The sequence below is a fragment of the Granulicella cerasi genome, assembly GCF_025685575.1.
Taxonomy (GTDB): domain Bacteria; phylum Acidobacteriota; class Terriglobia; order Terriglobales; family Acidobacteriaceae; genus Granulicella; species Granulicella cerasi.
This window is the reverse complement of record NZ_JAGSYD010000003.1, coordinates 508,810-528,210: the sequence shown is the minus strand read 5'-3', so window position 1 is coordinate 528,210 and position 19,401 is coordinate 508,810. Positions and strand designations below refer to the sequence as shown.

Genomic DNA, 19,401 nt, shown 5'->3' with positions numbered 1-19,401 from the left:
CACCTGATCCGATTCCGTGCCCGCAGAAGCGATGCATACTCGGCCATTCGAAGATCGCATGTATGTGATTGCGCACAAGCATCGCCGGTTTTCGAAAGGATTGCAATAACTGCAATGCATCGTAACCATCGAAAAGTGCTCTGATCGCGCATGACCGTTTTGACGTCTACTCGAGTGGAGGAGATATTCGATGTCGTCATCACAGAAGGACACTACGCTCGACCACGGTTATGATTTGCGCGCCGCACTTCGTTTTCTTTCGCAGCATCCGGGGCAGCTACGTCGCTCGGCGGAGCCGGTCGATCCGAACGCTGAGCTAGCAGGCGTCTATCGCCACGTCGGGGCGGGAACGCCGGTGCTGCCGCCCACCACCATTGGTCCCGCGATGCTGTTTGAAAAGGTGAAGGGCTTCGACGACTTCCGTGTTGTTACGGGTGTCATGGCGAGCCGCGAACGCGTCGCGCTGCTGTTGGATACGCCGAAGGAAAAGCTTGGTGATCGCTTTCGTCAGGCGGTTGACAATCCGATCCCTCCCATCAAGATCGATGGCCCTGCGCTATGCCAGCAAGTAGTCGTGACGAAGGACATTGATGTTCGCAAGCTGGTGCCTGCACCGACGAACACGCCGGATGATGCAGGTCCGTTCTTCACGATGGGACTCGTTCGCGCGACGGACCCAGAGACCGGCAAGCATGACGTCACGATTCATCGCATGTGCATTCAGGGCAAGGACGAAATCAGCATCTTCTTCGCACCCGGCCGTCATATCGATGCGTTTCGTCAGAAGGCAGAGGCGCAGGGCAAGTCGCTTCCGATCTCCGTTTCGATCGGCCTCGATCCGGCCGTGTACATCGGCGCCTGCTTTGAAGCGCCGACCACACCGCTCGGCTTCGATGAGCTTTCGATTGCTGGTTCGATCCGTCAGCGTCCTGTGGAGTTGGTGAAGTGCGTCACGCAGAATGAGTATGCGATCGCCAACGCCGAGGTTGTGATCGAAGGCGAACTGCTGCCGAACGTCCGCGTTGTGGAAGATCAGAACAGCAAGACCGGCCACGCGATGCCGGAGTTCCCGGGATACAACGGCCCTGCGAACCCGTCGCTGCCTTTGATCAAAGTCACGGCGATCACACATCGCGAGAAGCCTATTCTGCAAACCATCGTCGGTCCTGGCGAAGAGCATGTGAATCTGGCAGGACCACCGACGGAAGCGAGCATCTATCGCCTTGTGGAGCAGGCGATGCCGGGGCGCTTGCAGAATGTATATGCGCATACCGCAGGCGGCGGCAAGTTCCTCGCGATCCTGCAGTTCAAGAAGCTCACCGCAGGCGACGAAGGCCGTCAGCGTCAAGCTGCACTGACCGCATTCGCCGCGTATTCCGAGCTGAAGAACGTCATCCTCGTGGACGACGATGTCGATATCTTCAACACGAACGACGTGCTCTGGGCGATGCAGACGCGGTATCAGGGTGACATCGACACGATCTTCATTCCGGACGTAATCTGCCACCCGCTTGATCCGTCGCAGGATCCCGAGTACAGCCGCACGATCAGTAAGCACGGCAACAGCTGCAAGACGATCTTCGATTGCACGGCTCCGTGGAAGATGAAGGAGGCCTTCACGCGTGCACAGTTCGTTGATGTCGACCTCAAGAAGTTCCTTGTAGAGCCAACCACACCGCTCGAGCTTTAGGAGGACCGTCATGAAACCCATCATCGTTGGCATCTCCGGAGCCACTGGAATCGCCTACGGCATCCGCGCGCTTGCTCTACTGCGTGAGCTCGACATCGAAACGCACCTGGTCCTTTCGACAGGTGCGAAGATGACGATTCACGAAGTCGGCATGACGATTCCAGAGGTCGAAGCACTCGCGACCCATGTGCATCATCAGGAGAACCTCGGTGCCTCCATCTCCAGCGGTTCGTTTCGAACCGCTGGCATGATGGTGATGCCGTGCTCGATGCGTTGCCTCGCAGCGGTCGCGCTGGCGGCGCCGTACAACCTGCTTACACGCGCTGCGGATGTGACGCTGAAAGAACGTCGGCGTCTTGTGCTGCTGACGCGTGAAGCGCCGCTCAACCAAGGGCACATCCAAAACATGCTGACTGCAACGCAGATGGGCGCGGTCATCTATCCGCCTGTGCCTGCGCTCTACAGCCGTCCGCAAAGTATCGAAGAAATGATCGACTACACCGTCATGCGTGTCTTCGATCTGTTTGAGATCGAAGCGCCTTTGCAGCTTCCGCGTTGGTCGGGCATGGGCGATCTCACGAAGCCGTTGACGAATGCAGCTCGCCAGCAGATGCAGGAGATCGCATGAAAGGCCCGTGGATCGACAGCTCGTCTGTTCTGCTTGGCGGTCTCGTCGGAGCAGCGTTAGGCAAGCGCGTTCCTGAGCGCCTGCGCACGGCGCTCCCCATGGCTTTCGGACTCTGTTCTATGGGGCTTGGTATCGCGCTCACCGTGGGCGTGAAGCATCTCGCGGCCATGGTGCTCTCGTTGATCCTCGGTGCGCTGATCGGCGAGCTCATCTTTCTTGAGAAGGGTATCGGCGCGCTTAGCCGACACATGCGCCGTCTTGTCGATCGCGTTCTGCCAAGTTCCGCGGACGAAGGCGAGTCGAACAAGGAATATCTGCAGACCTTCGTGGCGGTCCTTGTACTGTTTTGCGCCAGCGGCACCGGGATCTTCGGCGCGATGAAAGAAGGCATGACTGGCGACTCAAGTATCCTCATCGCGAAGTCGCTGCTCGACTTTTTCACCGCGGCGATCTTCGCGACGGAGCTTGGCTACGCCGTGGCGATCATCGCTGTTCCGCAGTTGCTGGTGCAGGTAGCGCTCTTCTTCGGCGCCACGGTCATCCTGCCGCTGACGAACCCGATGCTCATCGCTGACTTCTCCGCCGTAGGAGGCCTCATCATGTTCGCGACGGGCCTTCGGATCTGCAAGATTCGCGACTTTGCTGTAGCGAACATGCTGCCCGCGCTACTGCTCGCCATGCCGCTTTCAGCACTGTGGACCCGCATCTTCCATATCTAGCAGGACGCATGGCGGCGGGCTGATCATCGTTCCGGCGCCATCGTCGATTTCCGCGTCTTCGCTCCGATCAGATGCTTGCATCCCGCAATCGTCACGGCTGTGCTTCGCTCAAAACACCATTAGCTTTGACCGCGCGAATATCGCGAATGGGGCTCCCCGCGAGATGGGCGGCTCTTCCCCGAGGAACTGGAGTGTAGTGGCAGGACAACGATCTTGCACCGCAAAAAGGATGCTGCGCCCTGTGTTTTCATGGACAAGCCGCTCGCGTACCATGAGAGCGTGACGCTAGAAACATTGAAGGATGAGGTTCCGGGGCGAGAAGAAATGAACGATCAACAAACGTTTCCTCGAATAGCAACTGGTATCGCGGGTTTAGACGACATCCTCGGCGGTGGCCTGCCCTCCCGGCAGATGTATCTCGTTGAAGGGGATCCTGGTACCGGCAAGACAACGCTCGCCATGCAGTTCATCATCGCGGGCTTTGAGCGGGGAGAGAAGTGTCTCTACGTGACTTTGTCTGAGACAGAGGCGGAGCTCTATGCTTCTGCGAGGTCTCATGGGTGGGACACTGCCAAGCTTCCTCTCGCTGAGTTCGTCCCTGCCGAGGCGAGCCTGAGCCCCGAGGCCCAGTACACGGTCTTTCATCCCAGCGAAGTTGAGCTGGCCACCACGATCAAGAAGCTGACAGATCTGATTGAAGAGAAGAAGCCAGCGCGAGTTGTCATCGACTCGCTCTCTGAGCTCCGTCTTCTTGCATCCGACACGATGCGTTATCGGCGTCAGTTGCTGGCGTTGAAGCAATTCTTCGCCGGCCGCGACGCCACGGTCCTGCTATTGGACGATCGCACTGCGGATGGTGCCGACAAGCAGTTGCAGAGTATTGCTCACGGTGTGCTCCGTCTTGAAAAGTTGCAACGGAGCTACGGCGTCAATCGCCGCAATATCGAGATCGTCAAACTGCGCGGTGCTGCGTTTCGAGAGGGCGTTCACGACTACACCATCATTCGAGGCGGCTTACGGATTTATCCCCGCCTTATTGCCGCAGAGCACGACGACATCTTTGACGAGAACCGCGTAAAGAGCGGAGTTGAGGCGCTGGACACGATGTTCGGCGGTGGCATTAGCCGCGGCTCTACGACGTTGTTGGTGGGTCCCACTGGATCCGGCAAGTCGACTCTTGCGATGCAGTACGCCTATGCTGCTGCATCGCGGGGTGAGCGGGCTATCGTTTATTCCTTCGACGAGATCAAGCGCACGGCCTGCATGCGTGCGGAAGCGCTGGGAATGCGGGTCAATGAACAGATCGAAAAAGGTACCCTCGCGATCTCGCAGATTGATCCTGCTGAACTGTCTCCAGGAGAGTTCATTTGGCAAATCCGCTCTGATGTGAACGATAGGGACACGCGAGTCGTGGTCATCGATAGCCTGAACGGGTTCGTCAATGCCATGCCAGGAGAGCGTGACATCAATTTGTCTCTCCATGAGCTGCTTGCTTACTTGAATCAGAAGGGAATCATTACCTTCCTGATTCTCACGCAGCGTGGATTAGTCGGAAGTATGACCGCCGATGTCGATGTGTCGTATCTGGCAGATACGGTGATCATCCTCCGCTACTTCGAGGTACGGGGCGAAATCAGGCAGGCGATCTCTGTGTTGAAGCAGCGCATCGGAGAACATGAACACACCATCCGTGAGCTTAGCTTTGGAGGTGACGGCGTTCGCATTGGAGAGCCGCTCACGAACTTCCGAGGCGTTCTTACCGGCGTGCCAGAGTTGCTTGGCGACGATGCTGCTCATGCATATTAGGAAGCGGGCCCATGTATGAGTCTTGTCGTTCGCATCATTGCACCCACCGGACGCGACGCAGATCTGATCGCTTCGTTGCTGCATGAAAGCGGAATTGAAGCGGAACCATCGCACACGGTTGAGACGATCCTTCGAGAGTCTTCCGCTCACGATATCGGCCCGCTACTGCTCGCAGAAGAAGCGCTCTCAGCAACGGCTATCGAAAGACTGGGGGCACTGATCCGTGAGCAGCCAGCCTGGTCTGATCTCCCCATTCTCATCTTGACGGGAGGAGGCAGAGAGACTCATCAAAGTCGCCGGTTTATGGAGGAGCGCCTGCCTCTTGGTGTTCCCGTGCTGCTGGAGCGGCCTATTCGTACGGCGACTCTGCTGTCGAGCGTGAAAGCTGCCATTCGTGCGCGCCAGCGTCAATATCAGGTCCGGGACGCTCTGCAGGCTCGTGATGCTGCGGTAGAGGAACTTCGCAGCGAGCAGGAGGCACTGAGATCGATCCTCGCTGATCTACGCAGAAGCGAGGATCGCTTCCGACGTCTCATTGAGCTGTCTAGCGTTGGAGTTAACATTGGCGATTTTGACGGAAGCATCAGCTACGCAAATCCGGCTCTCCTTAACCTTCTCGGATACACCGCGACAGACGTCGCCAACGGAGCGTTTCGTTGGGACGCTTTGACTCCTCCGGAATTCGCCGAGGCGGATCGCGATGCCCTTGAGCAACTCCAGACGGCGGGTGTTGCTCGTCCCTACCAGAAGGCCTATCGAGCTAAAGACGGCAGTATCGTTCCGCTACTGCTCAGTGCAACCGTGATCCCCGCAGCCGAGGGAATGCGAGATGAGATCGCCGTATTCCTGCTCGATCTGACATCTCAAAAACAAGCCGAAGCCGCGCTCATCAACAGCGAAAAGCTTGCTGCGGTCGGGCGTCTTGCCGCTTCGATTTCGCATGAGATCAATAATCCACTTGAATCGGTGACGAATCTTTTGTATCTGATGGCTGGCCAGGAATTGCCGCCGGAAGCACGCGAGTACCTCAAGACCGCTGAACACGAGCTTGCCCGCGTCTCGCAGATCACGAGCCAGACCCTCCGGTTCCATCGCCAATCTACCCTCCCGCGGCACCTCACCGCGAGGGAGCTTCTTGAGTCGACGTTAGCTCTTTATCATGGTCGGCTGACGAACGCGAACATCCAGTTGATCGAGTGCGACCGCGCTCGATCAACGGTATTTGTGTACGACAGCGAAATGCGTCAGGTACTCAACAACCTCATCGGCAACTCGATCGACGCGATGCGCACTGGAGGGATGCTCACCATCCGCACCAGTGATACCCATCTCTGGCGTACCGGGGAAGCTGCGGTCCGAATCACCATCTCGGACACCGGGCATGGCATGAGCAAGGAGACACTAGAGAAGATCTTTGATGCGTTCTTCACGACCAAGGGGATCAACGGAACCGGTCTTGGCCTTTGGATCTCGCGAGGAATCGTTGAGAAGCATCATGCTAGGTTGCAGGTTCGCTCCTCAACGGGCGGGAAGTATTGCGGGACAACGTTCAGCCTCGTTCTGCCGCAGAATTCTCAGAATCTCACGGACCGGTTCAGTAGATCGAACGAAGAAGCGCGATGATGCACGGGGCGTTCCCATCCTGCTGAATGGCCAGGCGATAGAAAGAACACTCTACCCATCAGAATTTGAATCGGAGGCAGCCGAAGGAGTCTCCAGCACTGCGAGCGGGACTTCGAGCCAACGCAAGAACCCCGGGGTATTCTCCGGGGTCGCGAGGGATAACGGTGATCGCAAGAGTCTCGTCCGGCTGACTTGCCGTCATACAGTGAGAGCTTCAGCTCTTAAACCACCTTCAGCAGAAGCAAGATCAGAACGATCGTCAGAATGAGGCTGAGGCCACCGCCGCCGTAGTATCCCAGTCCGGGACCCATGCGATATCCGCCGAAGCCAAATACCAGAATCAAGACAATGAGCAGAATGATCATTTCAAACCTCCTATAGGTTGAACTGCATAAGTTGATACTGCGTTTGAAAGTCGGCTTCGTACTTTGCGGCCAGACGACGCTCGTTTGAGAGCACGAGAATGAACTCCGAGTCCACTGTCTCGTTTATGGCCGCGAGACTCATGCCCAGGGATCGATCACGATCTTCGTAACGTTCTCTTTCTTGTCGCGCCAGACCTTATACATGTCGGGAGCCTGATCGAGAGTGATTCGGTGGGAGATGATGTAGCTCGGATCGATCTGATTCTGCTCAATGCGTTCCAGAAGTGGCTTCATGTAGCTATGCATGTTGGTCTGCCCCATCTTCATCGTGATGCCTTTACCGAAGGCTGCGCCGAACGGCACTTTATCAAGCAGGCCGCCATAAACTCCAGGCACAGAGACAGTCCCGCCCTTACGAATGGCTTGAATCGCTTGACGCAAGACAACAGGGCGATCGGTCTCGAGCATGACTGCTGTCTTGATCTTGTCGTAGACGCCCTGCAACTCCGTGGAGTGGCCTTCAAGCCCGACAGCGTCTATGCAGCTGTCGGGGCCGATGCCACCGGTGAGATCCTTGAGTGCTGTGAGTACATCGGTGTCATTTTCGGAGTAATCCACCGTGACTGCACCGAGAGAACGAGCGAGCGCAAGGCGTTCGGGCAAGCGATCAATCGCGATCACGCGGCCGGCACCCAGCATGAATGCGGATGCGATAGCGAACTGGCCCACGGGGCCGCAGCCCCATACAGCGACGGTATCTCCCGGCAGGATTTGCGCGTTCTCCGCTGCCTGGTATCCAGTCGGAAAGATGTCGGAGAGAAACAGCACCTTCTCATCCGGGAGGTCCGACTCGATCTTGAGAGGACCGACATTGGCAAACGGAACTCGTGCGTACTGTGCTTGACCACCTGCATATCCACCCATCATGTGGGAGTAGCCGAAGAGTCCGGAACCAGAGTAGCCGTAGGCTGCTTCCATAAGATGGGCATTGGGATTGGTGTTATCGCACGCTGCCCAAAGCTTCTTCTTGCAGAACAGACAATTGCCACAAGCAATGGTGAAGGGAACGACGACCCGATCGCCTCGCTTCAAGTTCGTGACGTCTTTGCCTACTTCTTCGACGATGCCCATGAACTCATGACCCATGATGTCGCCAGACTCCATCGTCGGAATGAAGCCATCGTAGAGATGAAGATCGGATCCGCAGATAGCGGTCTTCGTGATCTTGATGATCGCGTCGTGCGGGTTTACGAGTTCAGGATCGGGAACAGTCTGTGTTTCGATCTTGTGTGTGCCCATCCAGCAAACGGCTTTCATAGTGACTCCTGATGTCTTCGGTTCTTGAGTGGAACTAACGGGCTACGGCGCCTGCCGGCGTGGGAACATTTTCGCCATAGAGCGAGCGCTTCATCCCGCCAATGAGACCTCGGTCTCCGTGCGGCGCAGTCTGCGAATGAGGAATCTCACCGGTCTCAGCGAAGGCCTTGAAGTGGCGTAGGTCTTCGATGACCCGTTGCTTCGGGCTGCGTCCTAGAAGTGACTCCCACGCGGCAGCGAGTTTGCCACGGCGAAACTCCATAAGTAGGATGACGAACGTGCCTCGATCGCCTGTAGCAGGCTCGAAGATCACTTCACCTGCCTCATGAGGGTCGGTGTCCACTGAACTCCATGCAATGCGCTTCCCGGGTTCGTCTGCGAGAATCTGTGAGTTCGAGGTATGTACCTTCTCTCCGTACTTCATCGTCCACGTCGAAGTGTTGACCCCGGTGACGACAACTTCCTCTACATGCTCCTGCCATAGCGGCGCTTTCTCGACCTGTCGCCAAAGCGCATACAGGTCCTGAGGTGTGCCTTGCACAAGAGCCGTGGTGCGAACCCAAACCTTGCCATCTGCATCTTCTGGTGGCGCGAGGTAGTGCCCATCCTGCAGGATGGCTCCGCCGGAGGATGCCGGAAGCGTCTCCGCGTTTGGCTTTTCGTTTAGAGCTGACATAGTTGTCCCTTCTTCTGTACGGATCACCGCTAACGTACTGTGATGCGAGTTTTCTCGGAAATTGCAAGGGAAAGATGGGATCACTGTTCATCATGTCAAGTGAGTTTTGGGATAGTCCCTTTCACTGGTTGAGAAACATGAGGACAGGCGTGCTCCTCGCCACAAGGCTGCATCACAGGTGAAGACGAAACCGGATGCGCAGCTCATCTCTGTGAGACGTGAGTGTGCATTTTTGAAGTCAGAGGAGATTACTCATGGGGCTGAAAGAAGTATTGGGACTATCCGAAGAAAAGAAGATTCGCTACGCGATCGTTGGGCTGGGTGACATTGCGCAGGAAGACATGATGCCTGGTGTGGCGCACACAGGGAACTCGGAGATCACCGCACTGATCACCTCCGACCCGAAGAAAGCGGAGGAGCTCAGCTCGAAATACGACGTGGAGTTCACCTACTCCTATGAGCAGTTTGAGTCGGCACTACGATCCGGGAACTTCGATGCCATCTATTTGGCGACGCCGAATTGGCGTCATGCGGAGTTCATCATTCCCGCGCTGCAAGCGGGGATTCACGTGCTGACTGAAAAACCTCTGGAGGTTTCGACCGAGAAGTGCAAAGAAATTCTGGCTGCAGAGAAGGTATCCCAGGCGAAGCTCATGGTGGCCTATCGCTTGCACTTCGAGCCGGCGACGTTGAACACCATCGAACGTATCCGGTCAGGAGAGTTAGGCCGCGTGCGCTTCTTCTCCTCTAACTTCGCTCAGATGGTGGACACAACAAATCACCGCGCCCATTCGGGGGCGCTCGCTGGCCCGGTGCTTGATATGGGGCCGTACCCTGTGAACGCTGCTCGATACATCTTTGAGGATGAGCCTATCGAGGTCGTCTCTGCGGTAGGTACGAGACATCCTGAGTCAGGCCTCGATCAGGACTTCGATGACACGATCGCGGTGACGCTGCGGTTCCCGGAGGACCGGCTTGCGCAGTTCAACATGTCTTATTTCGGCAATGCTACGAGCAGCTTCATCGCGATCGGGGACAAGGGAAGCGTTCAGCTCGAGCCCGCCTATATGTTTGGCAAAGGCCTTGTGCAGACAGTGTCTATCGGTGACGACAAGAGCTCGAAGACCTTCAAAAACACGGATCACTTCGGTGGTGAGTTGAAGTATTTCTCCGCTTGCATCCTCAACGATATTGCCCCAGAGCCTGATGGCGAAGAGGGCTTCGCAGATGTTCGTGTACTCGAGGGGATTATGAAAGCTCTCGAAACCGGCAAGCTTGTTGCTCTCGAGCCTTTCACACGTTCGCGACGGATCGATCCGAGCACGCAAGAGATGACGCTACGTGCTGTATCCACACCGGAACTGGTGGACGCGAAGAACCCTGGTAAAGACGTACAGAAGCAGCCCAAGAACTAACCGTGGGGGCCGCGCTCTCGTAGCGCGGTCCTTTCATGCGTTAGCGCTGCGATACACAAGATTGCCCAAGCTTTCCAGATCGCGTTCCGCATGCGATTGGCGAATGTATAGCTCTACCTCCGCGTAACGACGATGAGCATTTGCATCGAGAGCTAGCGGATGCGGTCCATAAGCGCGACCGATACGGGTGAGAATATCGGCGCAGCACTGCTCTATGACGTGCCTCAGCTTCAAAGCAAGTTCATGATTCGCCGCAACGTCCTTCGGATGAGTGTCCACTTGTTCGCCAGCTTGTGCCAGAGCACTACGAAGGTTCCATGCCGCCGCTGTCATTGCCCCTAAGTGAGAGCGAGTGTGAGGATCATCGCGCTTCTGCTTCAGTGCCCAGTCCACGAGTCCTAACGCGCCTCCCGCCCAACAGGCTGCAGGCGACAGAGCTCCAGCCCAGAAGCCGGGGCGCGTGAGATACCAATTAGCGCTTCCAATCTGGTCATGTTCGGAAACAAGGGTTCCATCAAACGTTACGGTCCCGGTGGATGTGTCGGCGAAAGCTGAGGTAATCCATTCGCTGGTGTCGATCTTGAGAGGCGAGCTTTCAAGATCGATATCGAGAAGGATCGGCTCTGGCTCCGTCACGGTTACTAGCGCTCGATTGAGCAGGCCAGCGCCCGTGCAAAAACGTTTCCGCCCGAATAACTTGCCATCGGAAAGTGAGACAGATTGTCCGGGAATTTCGGAGGCCCATACGCCATACAGCGCTCCTGGAACAGGGGCTCGTCCGGCTTCCGCAAGAATCGAGAGGGCATCGAAGTGCGCCTCCGCGACTCGAGCGAGCGAGAGGTTCTTGCGCGCAATCTCCGCCAGTGAAAGCAAATACGTGGAACTCTGTCCTCGGCCAATAAAGGGCAGTGGCGGCAGCGAGCGAAGTTGCTCCATGAGGGTCATGCTGCGACCTCAGGATGAGTGCTGCCATGCGCTGCGAGCGCAGCCGCAAATCCGTTGGGCGCTCTCCCTCGAACGCGGCCACTCGTGATGACTTCCAGCCTTGTCAAGGAACGGCAGTCTCTTCCATGGGCCATCACGCGGTTCCAGAGATCATGGTCCTCCGCAGTGGATAGGCCGCTCCAACCGCCAGCGGCGAGATACACATCGGCGCGTACACCGAGATTTGCGCCGTGAACGTGGGGATGCGTGCCGTCCGGGTTGAGAAGGTAGCTGTCGCGAAAGCGTGTCGCAACGTACGGAGGATGCTCTTCAAAAGAATCGACGCTCACAACTCCTGCGATCGCTTCGGCTCCTTGCTCCGCGAGTGAGATTTGATCGATCAACCAGGTTTCAGGGACCTCGCAATCCGCATCTGTGTTCGCCAGCCAGCAATGCCGGAGCGGTCCTGCGCAACGCTTGAGAGCAATGCGTGCGGCCAGACGGCGAGCAAGGCCAACGCTTCCGCATTGTGAGCTTGCTGCAACACCGCTTGCCCCCAGCATCTCCTTCGCCAATGAAAGTGTGTTGTCCGAACAGCAGTCGGCGATGAAAACCACATCGCTCGTGACGCCGGGAGGAAGAGCTGCCCGTGCGGCTTGCACCGATCGTAGACAGCGCGAGAGCAGGAACTCTTCATTGCGCGCCGGGATAAGAACTGCGATGTGCCATGGATACGGTTCGATATGCATAGACGTCAGGGGCCTCAGCGTTTCCAAAGATCAAGACGGAAGTCTTCATTTCGCTGTGAGAGTGCGATGTCGTAACGGTGATGGCGAGCTCGCTCGCCGATGATGGCATGAACCTCGTCGCCGCCTAGCTGATGGTCGCTGGAGTCGCCTAGCCAATGCGCCACAAGGATCGTGCTGTCCGCAACCATGCTGGCGATGAGACGATCTGACCACTCGCTCAGTACATCGGCGGAGAAGTAATAGCCAATTTCGCTGAGGACCAACAAATCAATGGAACCAGGAGCTGCCTCAAGGGCGGAACCCTGTTCGACTTGAACATGGGGAAACCTGGCACAACGCTGACGTGCTCGCTCAACTGCGTTGAGTGACAAATCCATGGCGAACAGCGAATCGCAATGCGGAGCCAGACGTTGTGTCAGCACACCGATAGAGCATCCAGGCTCGAAAGCGTTCTTGAACCGCTGGCCTTGGAGAGTGGAAATGAGCGCGTCATAACGGGACAATTCGTACGCGCTACATGCGAAGTTCCACGGATCAGGGTTTGCGGCGTACATCTCTTCAAAGAACGCGCGTGAGGAAGGAGTGATGGGCTCATTCATCCGAAGACCTCGAAAGAGCGGTGTGCTGGAGCTAAGAGATCGTCGGGAAGAATGGCATCGTCACCAAGTTGAGAACGGTGTTCCGAGAGCGCTCGCAGCTTGCGTTGTAACCCGCCTTCGTCGAGAGCGAATTTCGTGAGCGATAGTGACTCGAGTTCCGCAGGGGTGTGTTGATGCCAACTCCACCAGAACCACCGCACTAAGCGAACTCCCGTTCTCTCTGCGGCGACTTCTGCCGCGCGCCCGGCAGCTTCGTGATCTGAATGGAAGTCCTTTGACCAGGGAGCGATGAGCGTCGTATCGGGTCGGATGAGGTTGACCAGATGTTCTGCTAACGCAGTCTCGTGCTCATTCACGCAGCGGTCCGGATAACCAAGTCGAATGATCGAAGACTCGGGGATACCCAGAACTGCGAGCGCTGCAATCTGTTCCCGGATTCGGAGGGCTGCAAGCTCTGCGTCTCCTTCGGGGGAATAAGCGGCATCGCCGTCGGTCACCGCAACGATCGTCACAGGAACCCCCGCCTGAGCGAGCGCCGCGAGTAAGCCACCAGCTGCCAGGGTCTCGTCGTCAGGATGAGGCGCGACGAAGACCACTCTCGCGACAGGGGCGACGAATGCCGGAATAGCCGCGAGAGCCTCCAGCCATTCTTTCTCAGACGTTAGGCTCTTCATGAATTCTCCGACTGACTACGTAGGATGCAGATTTCACGAATGACGAAGAAGGCATCTCATCTTGCATGGTGGAAGCGCTGTTGTGCGATATCGATGGAACCCTCGTAGAGAGCAACTGGCTTCATGCGCAGGCTTGGCAAGTGGCCTTTGCTGAGATGGGGATTGACTTGGAGCTGGAAGATGTTCGCCGTCAAATAGGCAAAGGCGGGGATGAATTGATTCCGGTGTTTGTACCCTGGTGGAAACGCAAACATGTCGAAGAGTCACTGAAGGCCTATCGTTCCTTCGTCTTCAGGCAGGACTATCTGCCACAAGTGCGACCGTTCCCTCTGGTACGAGAGTTCGTCCAGCGTGTGCAAGCGGCGGACATCCGATTCGCTCTGGCAACCTCCGCCAACCGGCAGGAGATCGATGACTATCGCAAGATTGCAAACATCGATGATTTGGTGGAGGAGCAAACTTCTGCCGATGACGCGTCCAAGGCAAAGCCGCACCCGGATATTTTTAGTGCGACGGTGCATCGACTCAAGCTGCAGGCAAAGCACTGCATCGCTCTAGGCGATACACCCTACGACGCTGAAGCCGCAGGTCTCGCTGGCGTACGAACGATCGGACTGACGACTGGCGGATGGTCGAAGCAAGAACTGATGGACGCAGGTTGCGTTGAAGTCTATGACGGCATCGCCGATTTGCTGGAACATTTCGAAGAGAGCGCGCTCGTCAGGAGCGGGCTGCGGTTGTAAACCTTCCAATGGATTCATGAGCGCTGCGCGCGTGAGCCGGAAGCCGATTCGATGCACGCTGCCCGTGTGGGCAGCGACGTTCCACACGCATCCGCTGCTGGTGCTCCAGTACGTTTCAATCCACGCTGCCCGTGGGGGCAGCGACGAGATGGACGAGGCACAGCTCGGCGAAGTGTTGGTTTCAATCCACGCTGCCCGTGGGGGCAGCGACTGCTACCCTATGCGGGTCATCCGCTGCCCCTGCAGTTTCAATCCACGCTGCCCGTGGGGGCAGCGACAGCATATGATTCGTTTCCGTCACCCCGACGCAACGTTTCAATCCACGCTGCCCGTGGGGGCAGCGACATCCCCGGTGTCTCTTTGGGATTCGCAGGTCTGGAGTTTCAATCCACGCTGCCCGTGGGGGCAGCGACTAGAGTGCTCGCGTAAGCGTGGCCCCACCACTGGTGTTTCAATCCACGCTGCCCGTGGGGGCAGCGACCCGGATGCTGAGCTCAACCTCGACACCTATCAGCCGTTTCAATCCACGCTGCCCGTGGGGGCAGCGACGAGATCAACAGCAGCGACCTGCGGCACTTGAGGAGTTTCAATCCACGCTGCCCGTGGGGGCAGCGACCGGCCTGCAGCCTCGCGGTCTCCGCTGCGCGCTGGTTTCAATCCACGCTGCCCGTGGGGGCAGCGACGCTACGGCTTCCATCAGCCCTCCATCAATCGGCTGTTTCAATCCACGCTGCCCGTGGGGGCAGCGACAGAAGATGCCGTTGGGGCAGATGATGTCGACCTGTTTCAATCCACGCTGCCCGTGGGGGCAGCGACTTCTTCGTGGTTGCATTCACGATGCTTGGTTGCATGTTTCAATCCACGCTGCCCGTGGGGGCAGCGACGGACTGTGCAAGGTACTCGCATCACGCCGGCAACGTTTCAATCCACGCTGCCCGTGGGGGCAGCGACGTGGCGCTGTGTGGTGTGGCTGGCACGATGGCGGGTTTCAATCCACGCTGCCCGTGGGGGCAGCGACAGTTTCGACCCCTGCGACTTCGGGGGCTACCTGGTTTCAATCCACGCTGCCCGTGGGGGCAGCGACAGTTTCGACCCCTGCGACTTCGGGGGCTACCTGGTTTCAATCCACGCTGCCCGTGGGGGCAGCGACGGCCGCGATCGCCGCGCAAAAGATATAGCGCGCGAAGTTTCAATCCACGCTGCCCGTGGGGGCAGCGACGGAGTTGGCAGCGATCTCGCCGTTGGCAACGGCGTTTCAATCCACGCTGCCCGTGGGGGCAGCGACTTGAGGGAGCCGTTACGCGTGGTCGGCGGCGTGGTGTTTCAATCCACGCTGCCCGTGGGGGCAGCGACGGCGCAACTCGCCGGGTCCCATCATGTACAACACGTTTCAATCCACGCTGCCGTGGGGGCAGCGACGTTCACTCCTGCGATCGTGTTCGGCGGCCAAGTGTTTCAATCCACGCTGCCCGTGGGGGCAGCGACGATTATATTCAACCGCCCTACCGATACGCCCGTGTTTCAATCCACGCTGCCCGTGGGGGCAGCGACGACATGCCGGCGGCGGTGGCAGCGGCGGTGGTGGTTTCAATCCACGCTGCCCGTGGGGGCAGCGACCTGATTGCAGCTTCGGCAGTTCGTAACTTTTTTGTTTCAATCCACGCTGCCCGTGGGGGCAGCGACGGTGCCTTGCGTGAAGGTGTATGCAGACGAGGTGTTTCAATCCACGCTGCCCGTGGGGGCAGCGACGGACCAGCGCGACAGTACCAGTGGTGCAGCGGAGTTTCAATCCACGCTGCCCGTGGGGGCAGCGACCGCCTTCGCGACCTCTGCGAGTGTGCCTCATCTGTTTCAATCCACGCTGCCCGTGGGGGCAGCGACTAAAGGGAGTGAGGCAGCATCGCGTAATTCGTCGTTTCAATCCACGCTGCCCGTGGGGGCAGCGACCCGAGCCGAACTTGCCGGTTCCAAGAGTGACGATGTTTCAATCCACGCTGCCCGTGGGGGCAGCGACGAGATCCGCTCGGTTCGCAAATATGCCTTCGCTGTTTCAATCCACGCTGCCCGTGGGGGCAGCGACAATGCCGAGATCAGCGATCAACTCCAAATCAGCGTTTCAATCCACGCTGCCCGTGGGGGCAGCGACCGTCCTTTGCCGTCATCACCGCCGCAGTCGCCTGCGTTTCAATCCACGCTGCCCGTGGGGGCAGCGACGCAGGCCACGCCGGAGGGCGATACGCTCCGGCAGTTTCAATCCACGCTGCCCGTGGGGGCAGCGACTCCAGCGGATAGGCCATCCCATCAGCCACTCCACGTTTCAATCCACGCTGCCCGTGGGGGCAGCGACTCACAAACCTCCTTCTGGCGCTGGTCGCCACCCTTGTTTCAATCCACGCTGCCCGTGGGGGCAGCGACCCGCGCCGACCGCGGCGCCGTTGGAGGGCAATTGTTTCAATCCACGCTGCCCGTGGGGGCAGCGACGTACAGCGGCGACGATTTGCGAGGGTACAGCCTGTTTCAATCCACGCTGCCCGTGGGGGCAGCGACAAGCCGCCACCGCCACGCGCGATGCTGCCGATGTGTTTCAATCCACGCTGCCCGTGGGGGCAGCGACCCGAGGGACCAGATCGTAAAGCAGGTCGTCGAGGCGTTTCAATCCACGCTGCCCGTGGGGGCAGCGACTTTCTCCGCGACATCGCTCCCTGCGTTGCCTGGGTGTTTCAATCCACGCTGCCCGTGGGGGCAGCGACTGGTTAGGTGATCTTGAGATCGTGGACGGTGATAGTTTCAATCCACGCTGCCCGTGGGGGCAGCGACATGATCCACGGCCACCGTGGTGTTGCCACCGTAGTTTCAATCCACGCTGCCCGTGGGGGCAGCGACAGCACGCCGTCCTCGTCCTCGCTCCAGCTCGTGACGCGTTTCAATCCACGCTGCCCGTGGGGGCAGCGACGCAAGTGTGCTTCGACTGCGGGGCGAAGCTCGGCCAGTTTCAATCCACGCTGCCCGTGGGGGCAGCGACAACAGCCGAGCCATCGATGACGTGATCGTAACCCTGTTTCAATCCACGCTGCCCGTGGGGGCAGCGACGCCCTGGTGCCGTTGGCTGTGCCCGTGCCCATGAGGTTTCAATCCACGCTGCCCGTGGGGGCAGCGACCCGACCGGTCCTCTCGGCGATCCGCCGGTGCATTGGTTTCAATCCACGCTGCCCGTGGGGGCAGCGACACAACCGCAACCGCGCACACCGGGAGGCAGCGTGTTTCAATCCACGCTGCCCGTGGGGGCAGCGACTCCGAGCCTCGTAACGCTGGGACTCGTCAGCTTTAGCTTCGCATTTCCGCGAACCTCCGTCCAGATGCGAGGACTAAGTAGCCTCTGGCTCCGAGCATGAGTGCCAAGTACCGAATTATGCGTTGTTTAGCCCTTACGCGAACCTGCCAGGGTTTTCGTGCGCGCTTCAGGTGCGCGTACACCCCGTTCTCCGCGGGAGAACTCTACAGGATGAGCGGGCCCTGCGGGTCGTAGGACGGCTTGGTGCCCATATGCTCGACGCGGCGCTTCCATTCGTTGCCCAAAAAATAGAAGCGCAAGCTGTCTTCCTCAGGAGACATTTCTGCCAGCAGTGTAGCGCGGAACGTGACCCATTGTGCAGCGTCCACGTCGCACTCAAAAACGGAGTTCTGCACGCGCTGCCCGCGGTCTTCACATAACCGCGCTATCCGTCGCAGGCGTTTGCGTCCGGCATCATCGCGCGTACTCACGTCGTAGCTGACCAAGACAAGCACTTTGGTTCATCTCCAGAGGAATGCTGGGTACGCATCCAGGCCGCCGCGAATATAGCGAGCCAGAAGCAGCGCCTGGACGTAGGGAATCAAGCCCAACTCAATGCGCTCGCCCAGAAAGGGATGCAGGATCTCTTCCTGCTTCCTCACCTGCCAGGCGGTTATGACCTGTTTGCGAGCCTCGTCCTCCATGTGGACACCGGCGCCGTCCTGCACGAGAAAATCTCTGGCCTGCAGTTGGCGTCGGTTGATAAGGGACAGCACAAGCCTGTCCGCAAGCGGCGAACGCAGCTCCTCCATCATGTCCAAGGCCAGGCTGGGCCTGCCGGGGCGATCGGCGTGCAGGAAGCCCACCGCAGGATCAAGTCCCACGCTTTCGAGCGCAGACTCGATATCGTGACGCAGCAAGGCGTAGGCGAAGCTCAGTAGAGCGTTGCAGCGGTCCAGGGGGGACGGCGTGATCTTCCCTGGAAGGCGAAGGCCTCTCTGTCGCCGCCTACCATGCATTTGAAGACGGAGAAATACTCCTGCGCGGCCAGACCTTCATGTCCGCGCGCGGCTTCGATGTTGGGCGCTTGCGGAACGTCGAGGCCGATCCACTGTAGCCTTTGTGCTGCAGCCCGAAGCTGTTCTGCATCGTGAGTTGAAGCGGACTCTCGCGCCGCGCGCAGCAGTACGGTGCGGCTGTTTGCGATCTTCGCGGTGATGATCATCCGCACGGTGGGAAGTGCTTGTTCGCCTCCATCGCATCGCTTGTATTGCTGTCGGCGCAGCAATACATTGCCCGATACGGGACCCTGTACGCGCGCTAGAAAACGACCCTGCTCCGAAAGAAACGAAACCCCGACACCTTTCTCGCAACACATGGCCAACACCGGTGGCGAACACTGGACTTGTCCCCAGCACACCAGGCCCTCAAGCGTGTGAACGGGGATACGCATCTTCTGCTCCTGTCCGATCTTTACGGCGACGGTTTCACCATCGCGGTGCAGATAGGCGCCTTGCGTCATGACGTGCAGCGTGTTGAGCAGCTTCCGCATGCTTATCCTCAGCTTTTAGTGCGCGGATTTGAGCTGTACTCCAGCGCTTCAGAACATCGTTGTGCTCAGTGGCCTCAGGCAGGCACCGGTCTACCAGTGAACAGTTGCGGCAGTGCTTGCCGGGCTGTGCTGCGGGTGTTGTGCCGTTGGCGTAGAGCCGATGCATTTGCTCCGCTAAATGTCGTGTGCGTGCGCGTAGTTCTTCGGTGAAGCTCACTTCCAGACGACGACGCGGATCGCCATAGAAGATAGCGCCTTCTGGAACTGCTGTTTCGAGCATTTCTTCAAGACACAGAGCCTGAGCGCAAAGTTGGACGAGATCGCAGTCGTTCGGCTTGCGCTTTCCGCGCTTGTACTCGACAGGATAGGGTTGTGGACGGAACTCGACGATGTCGGCTCGTCCCGTAAGACGTAGCTTGCGGCTTTCGATCATCATGCCGCGCACGGTGCGCAGTTCGCGACGACGCGTCTGGCCGGGAAGGTCAGCCTGCTCATGTAGCAGGCGACCTTCTGCGGTCAAACGGTTTTCGCTCCACACCTGCTCGAGATGTATCAGCGCCCACTGCCGCGGGCAGAACGCGAGATGTTGCAGGCCGCTGATCGGCAGGCTGTCGTCGACGAGCGTTGCGATCTGCGGCCCTGGTGTCATA

Annotated in this window: 16 protein-coding genes, 1 pseudogene and 2 CRISPR repeat arrays; of the genes and pseudogenes, 7 read left to right on the top strand and 10 right to left on the bottom strand. The window is 58.5% G+C overall.

Annotated features, from left to right (window positions below; translation table 11 throughout):
- The first annotated feature begins 190 nt into the window (after nucleotides 1–190).
- The 5 genes from OHL11_RS11750 (at nucleotide 191) to OHL11_RS11730 (ending at nucleotide 6,466) form a co-directional block, all read left to right on the top strand.
- Nucleotides 191–1,690 carry a UbiD family decarboxylase gene (locus tag OHL11_RS11750; protein ID WP_263371694.1) on the top strand — a complete coding sequence of 500 codons (1,500 nt, stop codon included), beginning with the start codon at nucleotides 191–193 and terminating at the stop codon, nucleotides 1,688–1,690.
- Nucleotides 1,691–1,700: 10 nt separating this feature from the next.
- A complete protein-coding gene (locus tag OHL11_RS11745; RefSeq protein ID WP_263371693.1) occupies nucleotides 1,701–2,318 on the top strand; it encodes a UbiX family flavin prenyltransferase in 618 nt (205 codons plus the stop codon).
- Nucleotides 2,315–3,037: a DUF554 domain-containing protein gene (locus tag OHL11_RS11740; RefSeq protein ID WP_263371692.1), complete on the top strand. Its 723-nt coding sequence runs from the start codon at nucleotides 2,315–2,317 to the stop codon at nucleotides 3,035–3,037. Before OHL11_RS11745 ends, OHL11_RS11740 begins: the two co-directional genes overlap by 4 nt.
- Nucleotides 3,038–3,250: 213 nt before the next feature.
- Nucleotides 3,251–4,843, top strand: a complete 1,593-nt coding sequence (locus tag OHL11_RS11735; protein ID WP_263371691.1) for an ATPase domain-containing protein — start codon at nucleotides 3,251–3,253, stop codon at nucleotides 4,841–4,843.
- A 15-nt stretch (nucleotides 4,844–4,858) separates the two neighbouring features.
- Nucleotides 4,859–6,466, top strand: a complete 1,608-nt coding sequence (locus OHL11_RS11730; protein ID WP_263371690.1) for a PAS domain-containing sensor histidine kinase — start codon at nucleotides 4,859–4,861, stop codon at nucleotides 6,464–6,466.
- A 221-nt stretch (nucleotides 6,467–6,687) separates the two neighbouring features.
- Here the strand turns inward: OHL11_RS11730 and OHL11_RS11725 are convergent, their stop codons facing one another.
- From OHL11_RS11725 to OHL11_RS11715, 3 genes are all read right to left on the bottom strand, one after another.
- Nucleotides 6,688–6,831, bottom strand: a complete 144-nt coding sequence (locus tag OHL11_RS11725; RefSeq protein WP_263371689.1) for a DUF3309 family protein — start codon at nucleotides 6,829–6,831, stop codon at nucleotides 6,688–6,690.
- Nucleotides 6,832–6,969: 138 nt separating this feature from the next.
- Entirely contained in the window at nucleotides 6,970–8,148 is a 1,179-nt protein-coding gene (locus OHL11_RS11720; protein ID WP_263371688.1) for a zinc-dependent alcohol dehydrogenase, read from the bottom strand.
- A gap of 34 nt (nucleotides 8,149–8,182) precedes the next feature.
- Nucleotides 8,183–8,824: an SRPBCC family protein gene (locus OHL11_RS11715; RefSeq protein WP_263371687.1), complete on the bottom strand. Its 642-nt coding sequence runs from the start codon at nucleotides 8,822–8,824 to the stop codon at nucleotides 8,183–8,185.
- Between the two features lie 254 nt (nucleotides 8,825–9,078).
- On the opposite strand from OHL11_RS11715, the gene OHL11_RS11710 reads away from it, so the two are divergent.
- Entirely contained in the window at nucleotides 9,079–10,239 is a 1,161-nt protein-coding gene (locus OHL11_RS11710; protein WP_263371686.1) for a Gfo/Idh/MocA family protein, read from the top strand.
- A 33-nt stretch (nucleotides 10,240–10,272) separates the two neighbouring features.
- Here OHL11_RS11710 and OHL11_RS11705 read toward each other — a convergent pair whose 3' ends face one another.
- The 4 genes from OHL11_RS11705 to OHL11_RS11690 are packed head-to-tail and all read right to left on the bottom strand — an operon-like array spanning nucleotide 10,273 to nucleotide 13,185.
- Nucleotides 10,273–11,175 carry an acyl-CoA dehydrogenase family protein gene (locus OHL11_RS11705; RefSeq protein ID WP_263371685.1) on the bottom strand — a complete coding sequence of 301 codons (903 nt, stop codon included), beginning with the start codon at nucleotides 11,173–11,175 and terminating at the stop codon, nucleotides 10,273–10,275.
- Between the two features lie 5 nt (nucleotides 11,176–11,180).
- Entirely contained in the window at nucleotides 11,181–11,912 is a 732-nt protein-coding gene (locus OHL11_RS11700) for a glycosyltransferase (protein WP_263371684.1), read from the bottom strand.
- A 14-nt stretch (nucleotides 11,913–11,926) separates the two neighbouring features.
- Nucleotides 11,927–12,511: a nodulation S family protein gene (locus OHL11_RS11695; protein ID WP_263371683.1), complete on the bottom strand. Its 585-nt coding sequence runs from the start codon at nucleotides 12,509–12,511 to the stop codon at nucleotides 11,927–11,929.
- Entirely contained in the window at nucleotides 12,508–13,185 is a 678-nt protein-coding gene (locus OHL11_RS11690) for a PIG-L deacetylase family protein (RefSeq protein ID WP_263371682.1), read from the bottom strand. The genes OHL11_RS11695 and OHL11_RS11690 overlap by 4 nt, the downstream gene beginning before the upstream one ends.
- A gap of 65 nt (nucleotides 13,186–13,250) precedes the next feature.
- Here OHL11_RS11690 and OHL11_RS11685 point away from each other — a divergent pair, with 65 nt between their 5' ends.
- Nucleotides 13,251–13,928, top strand: coding sequence for an HAD family hydrolase (locus OHL11_RS11685; RefSeq protein ID WP_263371681.1), 678 nt, complete (start codon nucleotides 13,251–13,253; stop codon nucleotides 13,926–13,928).
- Between the two features lie 45 nt (nucleotides 13,929–13,973).
- Nucleotides 13,974–15,281: direct repeats of the CRISPR family, unit length 33 nt; unit sequence GTTTCAATCCACGCTGCCCGTGGGGGCAGCGAC.
- Nucleotides 15,282–15,379: 98 nt separating this feature from the next.
- A CRISPR array of direct repeats spans nucleotides 15,380–17,220; the repeat unit is 33 nt; unit sequence GTTTCAATCCACGCTGCCCGTGGGGGCAGCGAC.
- 203 nt (nucleotides 17,221–17,423) lie between these two features.
- Here the strand turns inward: OHL11_RS11685 and cas2 are convergent.
- The 3 genes and pseudogenes from cas2 to cas4 form a co-directional block, all read right to left on the bottom strand.
- On the bottom strand, nucleotides 17,424–17,714 hold the full coding sequence (cas2, locus tag OHL11_RS11680) for a CRISPR-associated endonuclease Cas2 (RefSeq protein WP_263371680.1): 291 nt from the start codon (nucleotides 17,712–17,714) through the stop codon (nucleotides 17,424–17,426).
- Between the two features lie 6 nt (nucleotides 17,715–17,720).
- Nucleotides 17,721–18,721, bottom strand: a pseudogene (gene cas1c / locus OHL11_RS11675) (type I-C CRISPR-associated endonuclease Cas1c).
- The gene (gene cas4 / locus OHL11_RS11670; protein WP_263371679.1) at nucleotides 18,687–19,400 is read right to left on the bottom strand and encodes a CRISPR-associated protein Cas4; all 714 of its coding nucleotides are present in this window, start codon (nucleotides 19,398–19,400) and stop codon (nucleotides 18,687–18,689) included. The pseudogene cas1c and the gene cas4 overlap by 35 nt, the downstream one beginning before the upstream one ends.
- Between the last annotated feature and the right edge of the window lies 1 nt (nucleotide 19,401).